This window comes from Candidatus Villigracilis affinis (assembly GCF_016705895.1).
GTDB lineage: Bacteria > Chloroflexota > Anaerolineae > Anaerolineales > Villigracilaceae > Villigracilis > Villigracilis affinis.
The window spans coordinates 77,519-93,366 of sequence record NZ_JADJKT010000007.1 but is presented as its reverse complement, the minus strand read 5'-3'; the positions used below and the strand labels follow the sequence as shown (position 1 = coordinate 93,366).

The 15,848-nt window shown below is 50.9% G+C and carries 21 protein-coding genes and 1 tRNA gene; 21 read left to right on the top strand and 1 reads right to left on the bottom strand.

The genetic code is table 11. From position 1 onward, the window contains the following. Window positions 1-20: 20 nt before the first annotated feature. Window positions 21-93 (bottom strand) — tRNA-Phe (locus IPI86_RS05255). Between the two features lie 200 nt (window positions 94-293). Here IPI86_RS05255 and IPI86_RS05250 point away from each other — a divergent pair. From IPI86_RS05250 to rpsH, 21 genes are all read left to right on the top strand, one after another. Continuing rightward, window positions 294-4,193 (top strand): DNA-directed RNA polymerase subunit beta, encoded by a 3,900-nt coding sequence (locus IPI86_RS05250; RefSeq protein WP_345296939.1) that lies wholly within the window; start codon window positions 294-296, stop codon window positions 4,191-4,193. Between the two features lie 193 nt (window positions 4,194-4,386). Then, on the top strand, window positions 4,387-4,803 hold the full coding sequence (gene rpsL, locus IPI86_RS05245) for a 30S ribosomal protein S12 (RefSeq protein WP_345296938.1): 417 nt from the start codon (window positions 4,387-4,389) through the stop codon (window positions 4,801-4,803). Between the two features lie 22 nt (window positions 4,804-4,825). Continuing rightward, window positions 4,826-5,293: a 30S ribosomal protein S7 gene (gene rpsG, locus IPI86_RS05240; RefSeq protein WP_345296937.1), complete on the top strand. Its 468-nt coding sequence runs from the start codon at window positions 4,826-4,828 to the stop codon at window positions 5,291-5,293. A 46-nt stretch (window positions 5,294-5,339) separates the two neighbouring features. Beyond that, window positions 5,340-7,415 carry an elongation factor G gene (gene fusA / locus IPI86_RS05235; RefSeq protein ID WP_345296936.1) on the top strand — a complete coding sequence of 692 codons (2,076 nt, stop codon included), beginning with the start codon at window positions 5,340-5,342 and terminating at the stop codon, window positions 7,413-7,415. A 29-nt stretch (window positions 7,416-7,444) separates the two neighbouring features. After that, window positions 7,445-8,644: an elongation factor Tu gene (gene tuf, locus IPI86_RS05230; RefSeq protein WP_345296935.1), complete on the top strand. Its 1,200-nt coding sequence runs from the start codon at window positions 7,445-7,447 to the stop codon at window positions 8,642-8,644. 10 nt (window positions 8,645-8,654) lie between these two features. Continuing rightward, entirely contained in the window at window positions 8,655-8,963 is a 309-nt protein-coding gene (gene rpsJ, locus IPI86_RS05225) for a 30S ribosomal protein S10 (RefSeq protein ID WP_345296981.1), read from the top strand. A gap of 179 nt (window positions 8,964-9,142) precedes the next feature. Further along, window positions 9,143-9,775, top strand: coding sequence for a 50S ribosomal protein L3 (gene rplC, locus IPI86_RS05220; RefSeq protein ID WP_345296934.1), 633 nt, complete (start codon window positions 9,143-9,145; stop codon window positions 9,773-9,775). Window positions 9,776-9,803: 28 nt separating this feature from the next. Then, on the top strand, window positions 9,804-10,433 hold the full coding sequence (gene rplD / locus IPI86_RS05215) for a 50S ribosomal protein L4 (RefSeq protein WP_345296933.1): 630 nt from the start codon (window positions 9,804-9,806) through the stop codon (window positions 10,431-10,433). A 9-nt stretch (window positions 10,434-10,442) separates the two neighbouring features. Then, window positions 10,443-10,748: a 50S ribosomal protein L23 gene (gene rplW, locus IPI86_RS05210; RefSeq protein ID WP_345296932.1), complete on the top strand. Its 306-nt coding sequence runs from the start codon at window positions 10,443-10,445 to the stop codon at window positions 10,746-10,748. Continuing rightward, complete coding sequence (gene rplB, locus IPI86_RS05205; RefSeq protein ID WP_345296931.1) at window positions 10,748-11,584, top strand: 50S ribosomal protein L2; 837 nt, start codon at window positions 10,748-10,750, stop codon at window positions 11,582-11,584. Before rplW ends, rplB begins: the two co-directional genes overlap by 1 nt. A 22-nt stretch (window positions 11,585-11,606) precedes the next feature. Beyond that, window positions 11,607-11,885, top strand: a complete 279-nt coding sequence (rpsS, locus tag IPI86_RS05200; protein WP_345296930.1) for a 30S ribosomal protein S19 — start codon at window positions 11,607-11,609, stop codon at window positions 11,883-11,885. Window positions 11,886-11,896: 11 nt separating this feature from the next. Beyond that, the gene (gene rplV, locus IPI86_RS05195; protein ID WP_345296929.1) at window positions 11,897-12,238 is read left to right on the top strand and encodes a 50S ribosomal protein L22; all 342 of its coding nucleotides are present in this window, start codon (window positions 11,897-11,899) and stop codon (window positions 12,236-12,238) included. A gap of 9 nt (window positions 12,239-12,247) precedes the next feature. Then, entirely contained in the window at window positions 12,248-12,997 is a 750-nt protein-coding gene (gene rpsC / locus IPI86_RS05190) for a 30S ribosomal protein S3 (RefSeq protein WP_345296928.1), read from the top strand. A 32-nt stretch (window positions 12,998-13,029) separates the two neighbouring features. Next, on the top strand, window positions 13,030-13,449 hold the full coding sequence (gene rplP / locus IPI86_RS05185) for a 50S ribosomal protein L16 (protein ID WP_345296927.1): 420 nt from the start codon (window positions 13,030-13,032) through the stop codon (window positions 13,447-13,449). Window positions 13,450-13,452: 3 nt separating this feature from the next. After that, window positions 13,453-13,668: a 50S ribosomal protein L29 gene (rpmC, locus tag IPI86_RS05180; RefSeq protein WP_345296926.1), complete on the top strand. Its 216-nt coding sequence runs from the start codon at window positions 13,453-13,455 to the stop codon at window positions 13,666-13,668. Next, window positions 13,668-13,940: a 30S ribosomal protein S17 gene (rpsQ, locus tag IPI86_RS05175; protein WP_345296925.1), complete on the top strand. Its 273-nt coding sequence runs from the start codon at window positions 13,668-13,670 to the stop codon at window positions 13,938-13,940. The genes rpmC and rpsQ overlap by 1 nt, the downstream gene beginning before the upstream one ends. Before the next feature lie 3 nt (window positions 13,941-13,943). After that, complete coding sequence (gene rplN, locus IPI86_RS05170; protein WP_345296924.1) at window positions 13,944-14,315, top strand: 50S ribosomal protein L14; 372 nt, start codon at window positions 13,944-13,946, stop codon at window positions 14,313-14,315. A 9-nt stretch (window positions 14,316-14,324) separates the two neighbouring features. Continuing rightward, entirely contained in the window at window positions 14,325-14,654 is a 330-nt protein-coding gene (gene rplX, locus IPI86_RS05165) for a 50S ribosomal protein L24 (RefSeq protein ID WP_345296923.1), read from the top strand. Window positions 14,655-14,671: 17 nt separating this feature from the next. Next, window positions 14,672-15,226 carry a 50S ribosomal protein L5 gene (gene rplE / locus IPI86_RS05160; RefSeq protein WP_345296922.1) on the top strand — a complete coding sequence of 185 codons (555 nt, stop codon included), beginning with the start codon at window positions 14,672-14,674 and terminating at the stop codon, window positions 15,224-15,226. Between the two features lie 3 nt (window positions 15,227-15,229). Then, window positions 15,230-15,412, top strand: coding sequence for a type Z 30S ribosomal protein S14 (locus tag IPI86_RS05155; RefSeq protein WP_345296921.1), 183 nt, complete (start codon window positions 15,230-15,232; stop codon window positions 15,410-15,412). Window positions 15,413-15,431: 19 nt separating this feature from the next. Next, the gene (rpsH, locus tag IPI86_RS05150) at window positions 15,432-15,845 is read left to right on the top strand and encodes a 30S ribosomal protein S8 (protein WP_345296920.1); all 414 of its coding nucleotides are present in this window, start codon (window positions 15,432-15,434) and stop codon (window positions 15,843-15,845) included. The last annotated feature ends 3 nt before the right edge of the window (window positions 15,846-15,848 follow it).

The following is a 15,848-nucleotide window of genomic DNA, read 5'->3' as shown; positions in this document are numbered from 1 at the left end:
TGGCTAAACTTCAGCCAGAGTGCCGAGACCCAGGATCGGACTGGGGACACCACGATTTTCAGTCGTGTGCTCTACCAACTGAGCTATCTCGGCAAAACCATCTTTTGTAAAGCGGTCGTGATTTTACACGTACTTATAGAGATTGTCAAGAAAAGCATGCGAATTCGTTTGAATGATATTCAATATCAAATGTAGCTTGACTTTTTATATTCGTTTCGATATAATGTTAGGTCGCTGTCCAAGTGGGACAGTTAAAATCGTTTTATAACCCAGCCACAAGTCAGGAGAGAAGAATGGCATCTTCTTTGCCCCAAAAAACCTACGCACGTATTCCAGTAAAGTTAGAGCTCCCCAACTTAATAGAAGTACAACTTGATTCGTTTGAAAGACTCAAGAAGGAAGGGTTGAACGATCTTTTTCATGAGATCTCTCCCATTGAGTCTTATAACAAAGGAATGAAGTTGTTCTTCCCAAGCAGAGGCCCTGAGTCGCAGCAGTGGGGACTCAAGTATTGGTTTGGCGAGCCCAAACATGGGATTGAGGAATGTGTCGAACGTGATTTGACATATGCCAGCCCATTGTATGTCTCTGTCTTGTTAGCTGGCCCGGATGTTCCGGAGCCGATCAAACAGGATATTTTCCTCGGTGACTTTCCTGAGATGACTGATAAAGGCACGTTCATTGTAAATGGCACTGAACGCGTCGTAGTTTCCCAGTTGATCCGCTCTCCTGGTGTGTATTTTGAAGCACCTGCGGACCGTGCAACCGGCCGTCCTTTGGCCATGGCGAAATTGATCCCGGATCGCGGCGCGTGGATGGAGTTTGAAACACGTAAGTCCGACTATATCATCTTGAAATTCAACCGCAAACGCACGGTTCCAATTACCGTTTTCCTGCGTGCTCTTGCTGCCGTGGATGATGGGCTGAAAGATTCCCCCATCAAATTCGGTACAGATGAAGAGATTCTTTCCATATTCAAGGATGTGGATAACAACCCTGAGCGTATGTTCATTGCGTCTTCGCTCAAGCAGGAACCTGATTGGAGTCAGTACAATCAGACCATCCCTAATGCCGCATTGATTGAGTTTTTCAAAAAGATGCGCCCCGGCGACCCTGCAACACTCGATAATGCCCGTCAGTTTCTCGAGGAGCAGTTATTTGACCAACGCCATTACGACCTTGAACGCGTGGGCCGTTATAAGTTGAATCAAAAACTCGACTTGAATATTCCGATCCCGCATCGTACGGTTTCGAAAAATGACGTGATTCGTTTGATTCGCCGTATGATTCAGATCAATAATGGTGCGGAGCGCCCTGACGATATTGACCATTTGGGCAATCGCCGCGTCAAGACAGTAGGGGAGTTGATCCAGAACAAGTTGAGAATCGGCTTGCGACGTATGGAACGTGTGATTAAAGAGCGCATGTCCATTCGTGATCAGGAACAGCTTTCTCCTGTGACCTTGGTCAATATTCGCCCCGTGGTTGCCGCGTTGCGTGAATTCTTCGGCTCATCACAACTTTCACAGTTCATGGATCAGACCAACCCGTTGGCTGAGTTGCGTCACAAGAGAACTTTGTCCGCGTTGGGTCCGGGTGGTCTTCGCCGTGAACGTGCTGGTTTCGACGTGCGCGATGTTCACCACTCCCACTACGGACGTATCTGCCCGATCGAGACCCCTGAAGGTCCAAACATTGGTCTTATTGGTCGTTTGGCTTCCTTTGCCCGTGTAAATGAATATGGCTTCATTGAAACACCGTATCGCAGAGTGTACAAATCTTTCAAGGCTGATGATGAACGCCTGGAAGGCCGTACTTTGCGTGAAGATGTTTACGACCCCAAGACCGAGGAGTTGCTCTTCAAGTCTGGGACTTCGGTTGATTCCAAGGCCATGAAGAAGCTCGCCAAGATCGGCGGAGATGTCAGCGTGATTCCGTTTGTTTCTGACGAAATCGCTTACCTTTCTGCAGACGCTGAAGATAAATATACAATTGCTCAGGCAAATGCTCAATTAACGGAGAGCAAAGAGTTCTCTCGTGAGCGTATTTCCTGCCGATACCACTCAGGCTTTATGTTTGCTGGATCCGAAGCCATTGATTATATGGATGTGGCTCCGCACCAAGTCGTAGGTATTAGTGCGGCGCTTATTCCATTCCTTGAGCATGACGATGCAAATCGTGCGCTCATGGGCTCGAACATGATGGCTCAGGCTGTTCCTTTGGTTCGCCCCGAAATTCCATTGGTTTCTACAGGCATGGAGGGTCATGCGGCCCTTGACTCAGGTCAGGTTGTGGTTGCTGACGCAGATGGTGAAGTTGTTTCTGTAACTGGATCCACCATCACGGTCAAGGAAAAGAAAAGCGGAAATCGCGTTTATCAGCTTCGCAAGTATCAGCGTTCCAATCAAAGCACCTGTATCGATCAGCGACCCTCTGTAGTTAAAGGGCAGTTGATTAAGGCTGGCGATATTATTGCCGACTCCTCTTCCACAGATAGCGGTCAATTGGCGCTTGGTCAAAACGTGGTTGTTGCCTTCCTTTCATGGGAGGGTGGCAACTTCGAAGATGCTATTTTGCTTTCCGAACGTCTTGTTCAGGATGATCGCTTCACTTCTGTTCATATTGAAAAGCATGAAGTTGAAGCTCGCGATACCAAGCTTGGCCCTGAAGAAATTACTCGCGACATCCCCAATGTAGGCGATGACGCTATCAAAGACTTGGACGAGAACGGCATTATTCGTATCGGTGCAGAAGTTGGCCCGAACGATATTCTTGTTGGCAAGATCACGCCCAAAGGTGAAAAAGAACTTACACCTGAAGAGCGCCTGTTGCGTGCGATCTTTGGTGAGAAGTCTCGCGATGTGAAAGATACTTCTTTGCGAATGCCTCATGGCGAGCGCGGCAAGGTTGTTGATGTAAAAGTATTTACCCGTGAGGACAATTCTGACCTCTCTGCTGGTGTGGATATGATGGTGCGTGTGTCAGTTGCACAGCGTCGCAAGATCACAGCAGGGGACAAGATGGCAGGTCGCCACGGAAACAAGGGTGTGGTTTCCAAAGTCGTGCCTGTGGAAGATATGCCCTTCCTTGAAGACGGTACTCCTGTTGACCTCATCTTGAATCCGCTCGGTGTTCCTGGTCGTATGAACATCGGTCAGGTTTTGGAAGTGCATTTGGGATGGGCTGCGAAACGCATGGGCTTCCGCGCGATCACTCCGGTGTTCGACGGCGCCAGTGAAGAGCAAATCGAAGCCGAACTTGCTCGTGCATGGATCATGGATCAATCCTGGAAAGAAGCAGCTGAACGCGCCTGGGAATGGCTCAAAGATCAGGAATATGATCCTGCTTCCATTCAAGATGACGATGAAGTTCGACGTTTGTACCTTGAGCATTGGCTCGGCAAACGCAAGTATGATGTTTACAGCTTGAACGATTTGGATTACGCGCGTCACGCGACAGCCCGTGAATGGTTGCGCGAAAAGGGCTATGCCAACCCCGAAGATATCCTGCTCGAAGACCGAGATGTGGCGAATCCCGACCCTGAGATTGATGACATGACCGTCAAGGCATGTTTACGACTTTGGATGGAAACCAACGGACTCACACGTCGTGTTGCAGAAGATAAGGTCTACGAAACCGCACAGGAAGTATCAAAAGAAAAGGGTGTTCCTCTTCCCATTCTTGGCAAGCAGGTTTTGCGTGATGGAAAGACCGGTATCCCGTATGATCAGCCAGTAACCGTTGGCGTAATGACCATACTCAAGCTTCATCACCTTGTTGAAGATAAGGTCCATGCACGTTCAACTGGTCCTTACAGTCTGGTCACACAGCAGCCTCTCGGTGGTAAGGCACAGTTCGGTGGTCAGCGCTTTGGTGAAATGGAAGTGTGGGCGCTGGAAGCTTATGGTGCTGCGCATACTCTTCAGGAAATGCTCACCGTCAAATCGGACGATGTTCAAGGTCGCGTAAATACATATGAAGCGATCGTGAAGGGTGAGCCGATTGAAGAGCCGAGTATTCCTGCATCGTTCCGTGTTCTCGTCAAGGAACTGCAATCCCTTGGCCTTGCAGTTGAAGCGATCAACGAAGGCGGCGACGTGGTCAAGTTTGGCAAGGATGATGAAAAGGCCCATCCACCAAAACACGACACCGGCTTGCTTAGCCTCGGAGAGAATCGATCAGGAAAAAAGTAGTAATTCCTATTGACGCGACAGGTATGGCGTGATAAACTAATCAGCCGTTGCCCAATGAAAGCAAGAGTGGCTTTATCCCCACTCGACCCAAACTGGCAGCTACAAATGAGGCCATCAGGAATCGTTATTGATGGTCTCATTTATTGCGAATATTCAAATGAATTTGTGAAATAATTTGTAATCGGAGGCGGTTATGCCGACAGTAAATCAAATGGTCCGTAAGGGCCGCAAAAATAATAAGACAAAAAGCAAAGCCCCGGCGCTTCAGTTCACTTTGAACAGCTTCAAGCAGCGCCGCGTGCGACAGGATAAGGGCGCACCGCAGAAACGCGGTGTTTGTACTGTTGTTCGCACCATGACTCCCAAGAAGCCGAACTCTGCGTTGCGCAAGATTGCGCGTGTGCGTTTGACCAACGGCATTGAAGTCACGGCTTATATTCCTGGTGAAGGTCACCAACTGCAGGAGCACTCTGTTGTATTAGTGCGCGGTGGTCGTGTAAAGGATCTGCCAGGCGTACGTTACCACATTGTGCGTGGTTCCCTCGACACCACCGGCGTAGCTAATCGTAAGCAGGGCCGGTCCAAGTACGGCGCAAAGCGTCCGAAGTAACATATAGATGGAGTAATAGAGCATGCGTAGAGCAAAACCTGAGAAACGGGAAATCCTTCCCGATAGCCGTTTTAATAGCGTTAACCTGCAGACCTTGGTCCAGCATGTGCTTAAGCGTGGCAAGAAGAGCACTGCTGTTCGCTTAATATATGATGCGATGGACCTGATCAAGGAGCGCACCGAAAAGAATCCTTTGGATGTTTTTGATGGCGCTCTCAAGAATGTTGGTCCTGCCATGGAAGTTCGCCCGCGCCGTGTGGGTGGTGCAACCTATCAGGTCCCGATGGAAGTTTCTACCGATCGCCGCACAACCTTGGCGATCCGCTGGCTTCTTTCAGCTGCTCGTGATCGCTCTGGTAAGTCTTTTTCGGACAAACTTGCATCTGAATTGATTGATGCGTTCAATGAAACTGGCTCTGCTATCCGTAAGCGCGATGAGACCCACAAGATGGCAGAAGCTAATCGCGCCTTCTCTCATTACCGCGTTTAGTTTTTAATTTAATCTTATATTTGTAAATAACAGGAAGTAGTTAAGCATGGCACGTGTGCATCCGCTGGACAAATACAGAAATATAGGCATTATTGCCCACATTGACGCTGGGAAAACCACCACTACCGAGCGTATCATGTTCTATACCGGTATGACTCATCGCATCGGTTCTGTCGACGATGGTACTACGGTGACCGACTGGATGGTTCAGGAACGCGAGCGTGGTATTACCATCGTTTCTGCTGCCGTTTCTGCGGAATGGAAGGGATATCAGGTCAATATTATCGATACTCCCGGACATATTGACTTTACTGCGGAAGTACAGCGTTCCTTGCGCGTATTGGATGGTGGGGTGGTGGTGTTTGATGCCGTGCAAGGCGTGGAGCCCCAATCTGAAACTGTGTGGCGTCAAGCTGATCGTTATGGCGTGCCACGCATTTGCTTTGTTAATAAGATGGATCGCGTTGGTGCTTCCTATGAACGTACCATTGAAACGATCATTGACCGCCTCGGCGCAAATCCGATTCCGATGCAACTCCCCATTGGCTTTGAAGCAACCTTCAAAGGTGTAGTAGATCTTCTTTCTATGAAGGCTGTTGTTTGGGAAGATGATTTGGGTAAAGAACCTCATATCATTGAGATTCCTGATGATTTGAAGGAACAGGCTGTTGAAGCCCGAGCCAAGATGGTGGAAAAGATAGCCGAATTGGATGATGATTTGACTATGAAATTCCTGGATGCCCAGGAAATCAGCATCGAAGAACTCAAGCTCGCACTTCGCAAGGGTGTTCTTGCCACCAAGGTTGCTCCCGTGTTCTGTGGATCTTCCTTAAAGAACAAAGGCGTACAGGTTCTTCTCGATGCAGTAATCGATTATCTTCCTTCTCCGGCAGATAAGCCAGTTATCACGGTATCTGAGCCCGGTGTTCCGGAAAACACCTTTGATATTGCTGCACAAGATGATGCTCCCTTGGGTGCTTTGGTCTTCAAGATCGTGACTGATCCATATGTGGGTCGCCTTGCTTATGTCCGTGTTTATTCTGGAATTTTAAGCCAGGGCCAAACTGTTCAGAACACCACCAAAAAAGGAAAGAAAGAACGCATTGGACGCTTAATTCGCATGCACGCCGATCACCGCGAAGATGTAGCAGAGATCCGTGCTGGTGATATTGGCGCAGTATTAGGCTTCAAAGAAAGCTTTACCGGTGATACTCTTTGCGATACCAAGCCTCTCGTTCTTGAGACTATTTCGTTTCCGGAACCGGTTATTTCTCTCGCAATTGAACCGAAGAGTTCTTCCGATCAGGAGAAGATGGGCGAGGCCCTTCGCAAGTTGGCGGAAGAAGATCCAACACTTCATGTGAATTCAGATGAAGACTCTGGTCAGACCATTCTTAGGGGGATGGGTGAGTTGCACCTTGATATTATCGTAGACCGTCTGTTGCGTGAATTTAGAGTACAGGCAAATGTCGGTGCTCCTCGCGTAGCATTCCGCGAGTCGATTACCAAACCAATTAAAGAAGTTAATTACAAATACGCGAAACAATCAGGTGGACGCGGTCAATATGGACACGTGGTATTTGCCATGGAGCCGGGTGAACGCGGAAGCGGTATCGTATTTGAAAATAAGACCGTCGGTGGTTCCGTTCCGAAGGAATATATTGGACCTATCGAAAAGGGTGTTAAAGAAGCTGCAGATGGTGGCGTTCTTGCTGGATACCCTGTTGTCGACTTGAAGGTTACCTTGATTGACGGCTCCTACCATGAAGTTGACTCTAATGAAATGGCCTTTAAGATGGCCGCCATTATGGGCTTCAAGGAAGGTGTACAAAGGGGTAACCCAATTCTTCTTGAGCCGATGATGAAAGTGGAAGTCGTTGTTCCTGAAGAGTATCTGGGCGATGTTATGGGCCAGATCAACAGCCGCCGTGGTTTGATTCAGGGCATGGAAGTTCGCCCTGGTAATGCCCAGGCAGTGAAGGCGATGGTTCCATTGGCAGAAATGTTTGGGTATGCAACACAACTTCGTTCTGCTACACAGGGACGTGGTGTGTTCAACATGGAATTTGACCACTATGCGCCAGTATCGCAGTCAGTGGCGGAAGAAATTTTAAAAGCGTAAACGTTTTTTCATAATTCAAGGAGTTTTTTATGGCGAAGGAAAAATTTGATCGCAGCAAACCGCATCTGAATGTAGGGACCATGGGGCACATTGACCATGGGAAGACGACATTGACAGCGGCAATTACGAAGGTGGCAGGCCTCTCAGGGCAGGCAGATTTCAGAGCCTATGACCAGATCGACAATGCACCTGAAGAAAAAGCACGCGGTATCACGATCAACATTGCGCACGTGGAATACCAGACGGACAAGCGTCACTATGCCCACGTAGACATGCCCGGTCACCGCGACTATATCAAGAACATGATCACTGGTGCGGCCCAGGTGGATGGCGCCATTCTCGTAGTGGCAGCCCCGGATGGTCCGATGCCGCAGACACACGAACATGTGCTGTTGGCTCGCCAGGTGGAAGTGCCGTCGATCGTTGTCTTCCTGAACAAGGTGGACATGATGGACGATCCCGAATTGCTGGAGCTCGTAGAACTCGAATTGCGCGAACTGCTGAGCAAGCAGGGCTTCCCCGGCGAAACCACCCCGATCGTGCGTGGATCCGCCAAACAGGCGTTGGAAAGCGCCTCGACCGACCCGAGCGCTCCTGAATATGCTCCGATCAAAGAGTTGCTGCGTGTCATCGACGAATACATCCCCGAACCGAAGCGTGACACCGACAAGCCGTTCATGATGTCTGTGGAAGACGTGTTCTCGATCAAAGGCCGCGGCACCGTGGTAACTGGTCGTATCGATCGCGGTATCATCAAGATCGGTGAGCCGATCGAGATCATCGGCTTGCGCGACACCAAGAGCACCGTCTGTACGGGTGTGGAAATGTTCCACAAGCAGTTGGACGAAGGCATGGCAGGTGACAACGTGGGTCTGCTCCTGCGCGGTATCGAACGTGAAGATGTGGAGCGTGGCCAGGTATTGGCCAAGCCGAAGTCGATCACCCCGCACAAGAAGTTCCTTGCGGAAGTGTACGTGTTGAAGAAGGAAGAAGGCGGTCGTCACAAGGCATTCTTCAGCGGCTATCGTCCGCAGTTCTACATCCGCACGATGGATGTGACGGGAGACATCACCCTTCCTGAAGGCGTGGAAATGGTCATGCCGGGTGACAATGTGAACCTGACCGTTGAGTTGATTGTGCCCGTGGCTCTTGAGCAGGGCTCCAAGTTCGCCATTCGTGAAGGCGGTCTCACCGTCGGCGCGGGTGTCGTTACCAAGATCCTGGAATAGGTGAGAGATGATGGCCAAACAGAAAATCCGTATCCGTCTTAAGGCATATGATCACCGCGTTCTTGATCAATCTGCGAAACGCATCGTTGAAACTGCCGAGCGTACTGGTGCTCAAGTTGTGGGTCCCGTACCCTTGCCAAGTAAGATCGAACGCTTTACAATACGTCGCTCTGCATTCATCGACAAGGATTCGCATGAGCACTTTGAAATCCGCACCCATAATCGTCTGATTGACGTTTTGGATCCAGACTCAAAGACCATTGATATGTTGATGCGCTTGAACCTGCCCGCAGGTGTTGATATTGAGATTAAGATCTAATTTAGTTCAGTAACCGCAATAATTTTGCGGATTATTTGAGACAGCGCAAGAGTAGGTCTGTGTTGTAGAACCGACACAAACCGCTTCGCACCAGACCTTCTGACTGCGCTGCACGGAGATGATGCGGTCGTTGCCCCGACTGGCAGTCTCGTCAATTCTTCTAAAGGAGTAAATTGAGTATGTTGAAAGGGCTAATTGGTAAGAAGATCGGCATGACCCAGATCTTCGATGAGCAAGGTGTTGCCTATACGGTAACACTCATCGAAGCTGGGCCATGTTACGTTACCCAGGTACGTACGCCGGAGAAGGAAGGTTATTCATCGGTACAACTGGGCTTTGGCGAAGTGAACCCCAAGCGCCTCACAGGTGGACAGTTGGGTCATTTTAAGGCCAATGAAATTTCCCCTGTGCGCTTCCTGCGCGAATTTCGAGCAAAAGATCATGGATTGAAGGTCGGCGACAAGATTACTGTTGTCGACGCTTTTGTCGTTGGTGAACGTGTCGATGTAATCGGCGTCAGCAAAGGCAAGGGCTTTGCCGGAGTTGTAAAGCGCTATCATTTCCATGGTATGAACGCCACGCACGGAACGTCCGACCGAAACCGCGCGCCAGGCTCGAACGGCTCAGGCACTACGCCTGGGCGAGTCTTGCGAGGATCGCGCCGCGCTGGTCATATGGGCGTGGATCGCGTCACCGCTCAGAACATCAAGATCGTCATGGTGGATGCGGAACGGAATCTGCTCGCAATTAACGGCGCAGTTCCCGGTGGCAAGGGTAGTCTCGTCATGATCAAGGAAGCGCGCAAGCAATAGGCGCGCAGGAAACGGGAGCCATATAACCATGAAAGTAGATGTTCTTGATTTGAAGGGCCAAAAGGTTCGCGAGATGGAATTGCCCGCGAATGTTTTTGAAGCCCCCGTAAATGTAGACCTGATGCATCAGGCATATACCCGACAAATGGCGAACGCTCGTCTTGGTACACATCAGACGAAGGTTCGTTCAGAGGTTAGAGGCGGTGGTCGAAAGCCGTTTAAACAAAAAGGCACTGGTCGTGCCCGTCAGGGTTCCACCAATGCAGCCCAGTGGGTGGGTGGTGGTCGTATTCATACACCCCATCCCCGCAGCTATGAACAGCGCATGCCCAAGAAAATGCGCCTCGCCGCACTCCGCTCTGTTTTGTCTGCCAAAGCCGCTGATGCTGGTATTGTTGTAGTGGATGATCTCGATATTAAAGAACCGAAGACCCGCCTGATGGCTGAGGTTTTGGGCAGTTTGGTTGGTACATCAACCGCTCTGGTTTTGATGCCTGCAAAGGATCAGAACTACGACAACGTGATGCGCTCTGCCAGCAACATCGAGAGCGCCAAAATCTTACTCGCAAGCTACTTGAATGTGCGTGACGTACTGAATTTTGACAAAGTCGTCCTGCCGCTCAAGACAATCGATGCGCTCGTGGCGCACCTTGGATAGGAGAGAGACATGACCACGATTCACGATGTCCTCGTCCGCCCTCTGGTAACTGAAAAATCCAGCTTCCAGTCGGGCAAACTTGGCCAATATGTTTTTGTCGTCGCCAATAAGGCGACCCGTACCATGGTAAAAGATGCAATTGAAACCCTGTTCGATGTTACCGTGGCGCGTGTGAATATTATGAATGCTCCCGCCAAACGCGGACGCCGTACCAAGAGCCGTCGTTTGCTGGTGCGCCGCCCCTCGTTCAAGAAGGCAATCATTACCCTTGCCGAGGGAAGCAAGTCCCTTGAAATCTTTGAAGGGGTGCAATAATGGCAGTTAAAAAGTACAAACCAGTAACTCCCGGCATGCGCGACATGACCGGTTACACCTTTGAGGAAATTACCAAGAGCACTCCTGAACGCGCGTTATTGGTAAAGAAAACAGCCCGCGGTGGTCGCAATGCTCAAGGTCGCGTTACAGTTCGTCATCGTGGTGGTGGCGCTCGCCGCTACATCCGTATCGTGGATTTTAAACGCGAAAAGCATGGCATTCCCGCCAAAGTGGCCGCTGTTGAATACGATCCGAACCGCACAGCCCGCCTCGCTCTTCTTTTCTACGCGGATGGTGAGAAACGCTACATCATTTCACCTCTCGACTTGAAAGTTGGCGACGCCGTGATGTCTGGTCCGAATGCTGAAATTCGCCCTGGCAACGCTCTTCCGATCAGCAACATCCCGATCGGTACTTTGATCCACAACATCGAAGTAAAAGAAGGCAAGGGTGCTCAGCTTGTCCGCTCTGCGGGCGGCGCTGCACAATTGCTCGCCAAAGAGGGTGACTTTGCCCAGATCCGTATGCCCTCCGGTGAAGTTCGCCTTATCCATCAGGTCTGCTACGCAACGATTGGTCAGGTTGGTAATCTTGACCACAGCAATGTCAAACTGGGCAAAGCTGGACGCAAACGCCACATGGGCATTCGCCCCACAGTTCGTGGTACTGCAATGAGTCCTCGCGACCATCCACATGGTGGTGGTGAAGGCCGTCAGCCTGTCGGTCTCCCTGGTCCTAAGAGTCCGTGGGGTAAACCCACTCTCGGCAAGAAGACCCGCCGAAACAAAAAGACTGACCAGTACATCGTGCGCCGTCGCAGTAAGACGAACCGCTAAGAATTAGACGAGGTACGCATATATGTCAAGATCATTGAAAAAAGGCCCTTACATTGAGCCGAAACTGCTCAAACGTATCGAAGCCATGAACCAAAAAAATGAAAAGAAAGTCATCCGCACTTGGAGCCGCCCTTCTGTGATTTTCCCCCAGATGGTTGGACACACCATTGCGGTGCATGACGGACGCCGCCACGTGCCGATCTACATTACCGAAAACATGGTCGGCCATCGATTGGGTGAGTTCGCCCCGACACGGACCTTCCGTGGTCACCAGACCAGCGAGAAAGCCGCTTCGGCGTAGGAGAGTGAGATATGAGCGATATTCATGCAAAAATCAGCCATCTTTCCCTCTCTGCACAGAAAGTCCGCATCGTGATCGATATGGTGCGTGGCAAGAGTGCAAATGAAGCCCTGGAGATCCTCCGCTTCGTTAACAAACGCGCCGCATTGCCAGTGCAAAAGTTAGTTGCATCGGCAGTGGCCAACGCCGAAGAAAACTTTGGTGTCAGCCGCGACGATCTGTATGTTGCCAAGATCACAGCCGATGAAGCCCCGACACGCAAGTGGCGCCGCTTTGGAGCTCGTGGCCGTTTCAAGCCGATATTACGCCGCAGTTCACATGTGACTGTTGTATTACGCGAGCGCGGAGCTTAAGGAGATTTTATGGGTCGTAAAGTACATCCTATTGGTTTTCGTTTAGGGATCAATCAGCCTTGGGGTGGGCGTTGGTTTGCCGAAGGCGCCACCTATCGTCAGCAGTTACATCAGGATTTTGCCATTCGTTCTCTGTTACTTGGCAAATTTTCCAAAGGTGGTGCTGCAGCCAGTGAAGTCGTTCGCGGTCTTCGCAAGCAAATGCCCGATGCCGTGAAAGATGGCAAAGCTGGAATCTCCCGTGTTGATGTCGAACGCACACCTGGTAAGGTCCGCGTTTCCATTTACACCGCCAAGCCCGGTATTTTGATCGGACGCAAAGGCGAAGGCGTGAAGAAGATCCGCCAGGCGCTGGAAACTTTGGCAGGCAAGAAAGTCGAGTTGGATATCAAAGAGATTTCCTCTCCCGACACCGATGCCATGTTGGTCGCCAAGAACATTGCTGATCAGCTTGAGCGTCGTATCGCCTACCGCCGCGCAATGAAGCGTGCCATTCAGCAGGCCATCAAGCAGGGCGCTGAAGGCATCAAGATTTTGGTCGGTGGTCGTTTGGGCGGCGCGGAAATGTCCCGCGACGTGTGGTTGCGCGAAGGCCGTGTGCCTCTGCAAACCCTGCGTGCCAACCTTGATTTCGCCACTACAGAAGCTTTAACCACCTACGGCCAGATCGGTATCAAGGTCTGGATCTACAAAGGTGAATCGGTTCCTGAAGTTGAAGAAAAAGCTGAAGCGACGGAAGGCGTGTACGTCAGCGAGTAATCGCGACGTCACACTGAGATGAGGTAATTGATATGTTAATGCCGAAGCGTGTAAAGTGGCGCAAGCAGATGCGCGGTCGTATGAAGGGTAAAGCTCTCCGCGGAGCGGAAGTTTCCTTCGGCGAATTTGGTCTGCAGGCGCTGGAACCGGGCTGGGTAACAGCCCGCCAAATTGAAGCAGCTCGCCGCTCCATTGTTCGTGGAATGAAGCGTCGTGGAAAGGTCTGGATCCGCATTTTCCCGTCCAAGCCTTTTACACACAAACCACCCGAGACCCGCATGGGTTCCGGTAAAGGTAATGTGGAGTACTACGTGGCAGTGGTCAAGCCAGGCCGTGTCATGTTCGAAGTAGGTGGCTTGCCAGGCGACATTGCTGTTGCCGCCTTGAAGAGCGCGCAATACAAATTCTCCATTAAGACCAAAGTCGTGGGTCGCCACGCGGAAGGAGAATAGAAGATGAAGTCTATGAAAGTGGAAGAAATCCGCAAAATGGCAGCGGAGGAAATCCGTAAGAAACTCACGGACACGCGCGATGAATTGATGAAATTGCGCTTTCAGCAGGTGAGCGGCCAATTGACTGACACCAGCAGCCTGCCAGCTCTGCGCCGCAACGTCGCCCGCATGGAAACGGTCTTGCGCGAGCTTGAGAACGCTGTTGTGGAAGGTGCATAATGAATAATCGTCGTCGTATGACTGGTGTAGTGACCAGCAATAAAATGACCAAGACTGTCGTGGTGGAGATCACCCGCAAGTTTCGTCACCCTCTTTACAAGAAAGTGGTGTATTCGAGCGCGCGCGTAAAGGCGCATGATGAAATCGGCTGTCAGATCGGTGATCAGGTCCAGATCGTTGAGACCCGTCCGTTATCCCGCGACAAGCGATGGGCAGTTGAAACCATCGTCAAGCGTGAGACACGCACCGCTGATCAGGGTGTAGGAGAATAAGCCATGATCCAGCAGGAGTCACGTTTGAAAATTGCCGATAATACCGGCGCCCGCGAAATACTTGTCATTCAAGTATTAGGCGGTTCCAGACGCAAGTACGGAGCGATTGGTGATATTGTGGTGGCAACGGTCAAAGCTGCCGCCCCCCAGGGCTCTGTAAAGAAGAGTGAAGTTGTAAAGGCCGTCATTGTGCGTTGCAAGAAAGAGTGGCGCCGTGAGGATGGCTCATACATCCGCTTTGATGATAACGCCGCGGTCATCCTCGATGCTGATGGCGAAAACCCGAGGGGCACACGTATCTTTGGACCCGTGGCGCGCGAACTGCGCGACAAAGGCTACATGAAGATTGTGTCGCTGGCCCCGGAAGTGCTGTAGGAGCGAAGAATGAAAGTAAAGATTCGAAAAGGCGATACAGTAGAAGTAATCAGCGGCCGCCTTGAAGACAAAGGCAAACGCGGCGAAGTCATCAACGTTATTCTCGATGACCGACGCGTGGTTGTACAGGGTGTGAACATTCGCACCAAGCACCAGAAACAGGTGCAGGCTGGAAACCGCCAAATGAACCCGGGCAGGATCCAGTTTGAAGGGCCGATCGACATCTCGAACGTGATGCTGGTTTGCCCCAAATGCAGTGAAGCCACTCGTGTTGGAATTCAACGCGATGATGACGGCGCTCACCGTGTTTGCAAGAACTGTGAAGCCATGATTGACTAGGCCGTGGAGCAGATAAAATGAACAGAATGCAAGAACTCTATAACAAGGAAGTAGCCCCGGCCCTGTTCAAGTCGTTCGGTTTCAAGAACGTAATGCAGGTGCCGCGTATCGAAAAGGTCGTTTTGAACATTGGCCTTGGCGAGGCGATGGACAACCCGAAGGCCCTTGAAGCTGCCACCGCAGACTTGACGCAGATCTCCGCACAGAAGCCTGTGCAGACCAAGGCTCGCAAAAGCATCGCGAACTTCAAATTGCGTGAAGGCCGTCTTATCGGTGCAAAGGTAACTTTGCGTGGCCCTCGTATGTGGGCATTCATTGACCGTCTCTTTAACATTGCCCTGCCGCGTGTACGCGATTTTCGCGGTGTTTCGGCGAATGCATTTGATGGTCGTGGAAATTACACACTGGGTCTCAAGGACCAATTGGTTTTTCCTGAGATCGAGTATGACAAAATTGACAAATTGCGCGGTATGGAAATCACAATTGTGACTTCTGCCCAGAATGATGACCACGCCCGCGCATTGTTGCGATTGCTTGGAATGCCGTTTAGCAGCAACAAGAAGGAAGCTTAATCTATGGCAAAGAAATGTATGCAATATCGAGAACTGCGCCGCAAACATGCTGTTCAGGTGCGCAATCGTTGTCAGCGTTGTGGACGCCCACGCGGTTTTATCCGCCGCTTCGGCTTGTGCCGCATTTGCTTCCGTGAATTAGCTCTGACGGGCAAAATCCCCGGCGTCGTAAAGGCATCCTGGTAGCCCCAGGTGGAGGAAGATCATGTCATTTACTGATCCGATCGCTGATATGTTGACCCGCATTCGCAATGCTGTGCTGGCTGGCCATGCCCAGGTTGCAATGCCCAACTCAAAGATTAAAGTAGAGATCGCCAAGATCCTCAAGGATGAAGGCTTTCTCGAAGGTTTCGAAGTGGTGGAAGGTGAACGCGAGGCTCAGAAGGTCCTGCGCGTGAAGCTGAAGTATGTTGGTGAACGTCGCCAGCGTAAGGCAGTGCTCTCTGGTTTGGAACGTGTAAGCAAACCAGGCCGCCGCATCTACACCAAGAAGACGGACATTCCGTGGGTGCTTTCAGGTATTGGCGTTGCCATTATCTCCACACCCAAGGGTGTTATGACCGGCGTACGCGCTCGACAGTTGGGCGTGGGCGGCGAGATCATTTGCAAGGTGTGGTAGGAG

Excerpts from the sequence above, each read along its gene's own strand:
- rplW (WP_345296932.1), top strand. The coding sequence starts at position 10,443 with ATGACCACGATTCACGATGTCCTCGTCCGCCCTCTGGTAACTGAAAAA.
- rpmC (WP_345296926.1), top strand. The coding sequence starts at position 13,453 with ATGAAGTCTATGAAAGTGGAAGAAATCCGCAAAATGGCAGCGGAGGAA.
- rpsS (WP_345296930.1), top strand. The coding sequence starts at position 11,607 with ATGTCAAGATCATTGAAAAAAGGCCCTTACATTGAGCCGAAACTGCTC.
- rpsQ (WP_345296925.1), top strand. The coding sequence starts at position 13,668 with ATGAATAATCGTCGTCGTATGACTGGTGTAGTGACCAGCAATAAAATG.
- rplB (WP_345296931.1), top strand. The coding sequence starts at position 10,748 with ATGGCAGTTAAAAAGTACAAACCAGTAACTCCCGGCATGCGCGACATG.
- rplE (WP_345296922.1), top strand. The coding sequence starts at position 14,672 with ATGAACAGAATGCAAGAACTCTATAACAAGGAAGTAGCCCCGGCCCTG.
- rplD (WP_345296933.1), top strand. The coding sequence starts at position 9,804 with ATGAAAGTAGATGTTCTTGATTTGAAGGGCCAAAAGGTTCGCGAGATG.
- fusA (WP_345296936.1), top strand. The coding sequence starts at position 5,340 with ATGGCACGTGTGCATCCGCTGGACAAATACAGAAATATAGGCATTATT.
- rpsG (WP_345296937.1), top strand. The coding sequence starts at position 4,826 with ATGCGTAGAGCAAAACCTGAGAAACGGGAAATCCTTCCCGATAGCCGT.
- rpsL (WP_345296938.1), top strand. The coding sequence starts at position 4,387 with ATGCCGACAGTAAATCAAATGGTCCGTAAGGGCCGCAAAAATAATAAG.
- rplX (WP_345296923.1), top strand. The coding sequence starts at position 14,325 with ATGAAAGTAAAGATTCGAAAAGGCGATACAGTAGAAGTAATCAGCGGC.
- tuf (WP_345296935.1), top strand. The coding sequence starts at position 7,445 with ATGGCGAAGGAAAAATTTGATCGCAGCAAACCGCATCTGAATGTAGGG.
- rplP (WP_345296927.1), top strand. The coding sequence starts at position 13,030 with ATGTTAATGCCGAAGCGTGTAAAGTGGCGCAAGCAGATGCGCGGTCGT.
- rplV (WP_345296929.1), top strand. The coding sequence starts at position 11,897 with ATGAGCGATATTCATGCAAAAATCAGCCATCTTTCCCTCTCTGCACAG.
- rplN (WP_345296924.1), top strand. The coding sequence starts at position 13,944 with ATGATCCAGCAGGAGTCACGTTTGAAAATTGCCGATAATACCGGCGCC.
- rpsH (WP_345296920.1), top strand. The coding sequence starts at position 15,432 with ATGTCATTTACTGATCCGATCGCTGATATGTTGACCCGCATTCGCAAT.
- rpsC (WP_345296928.1), top strand. The coding sequence starts at position 12,248 with ATGGGTCGTAAAGTACATCCTATTGGTTTTCGTTTAGGGATCAATCAG.
- rpsJ (WP_345296981.1), top strand. The coding sequence starts at position 8,655 with ATGGCCAAACAGAAAATCCGTATCCGTCTTAAGGCATATGATCACCGC.
- rplC (WP_345296934.1), top strand. The coding sequence starts at position 9,143 with ATGTTGAAAGGGCTAATTGGTAAGAAGATCGGCATGACCCAGATCTTC.
- IPI86_RS05155 (WP_345296921.1), top strand. The coding sequence starts at position 15,230 with ATGGCAAAGAAATGTATGCAATATCGAGAACTGCGCCGCAAACATGCT.
- IPI86_RS05250 (WP_345296939.1), top strand. The coding sequence starts at position 294 with ATGGCATCTTCTTTGCCCCAAAAAACCTACGCACGTATTCCAGTAAAG.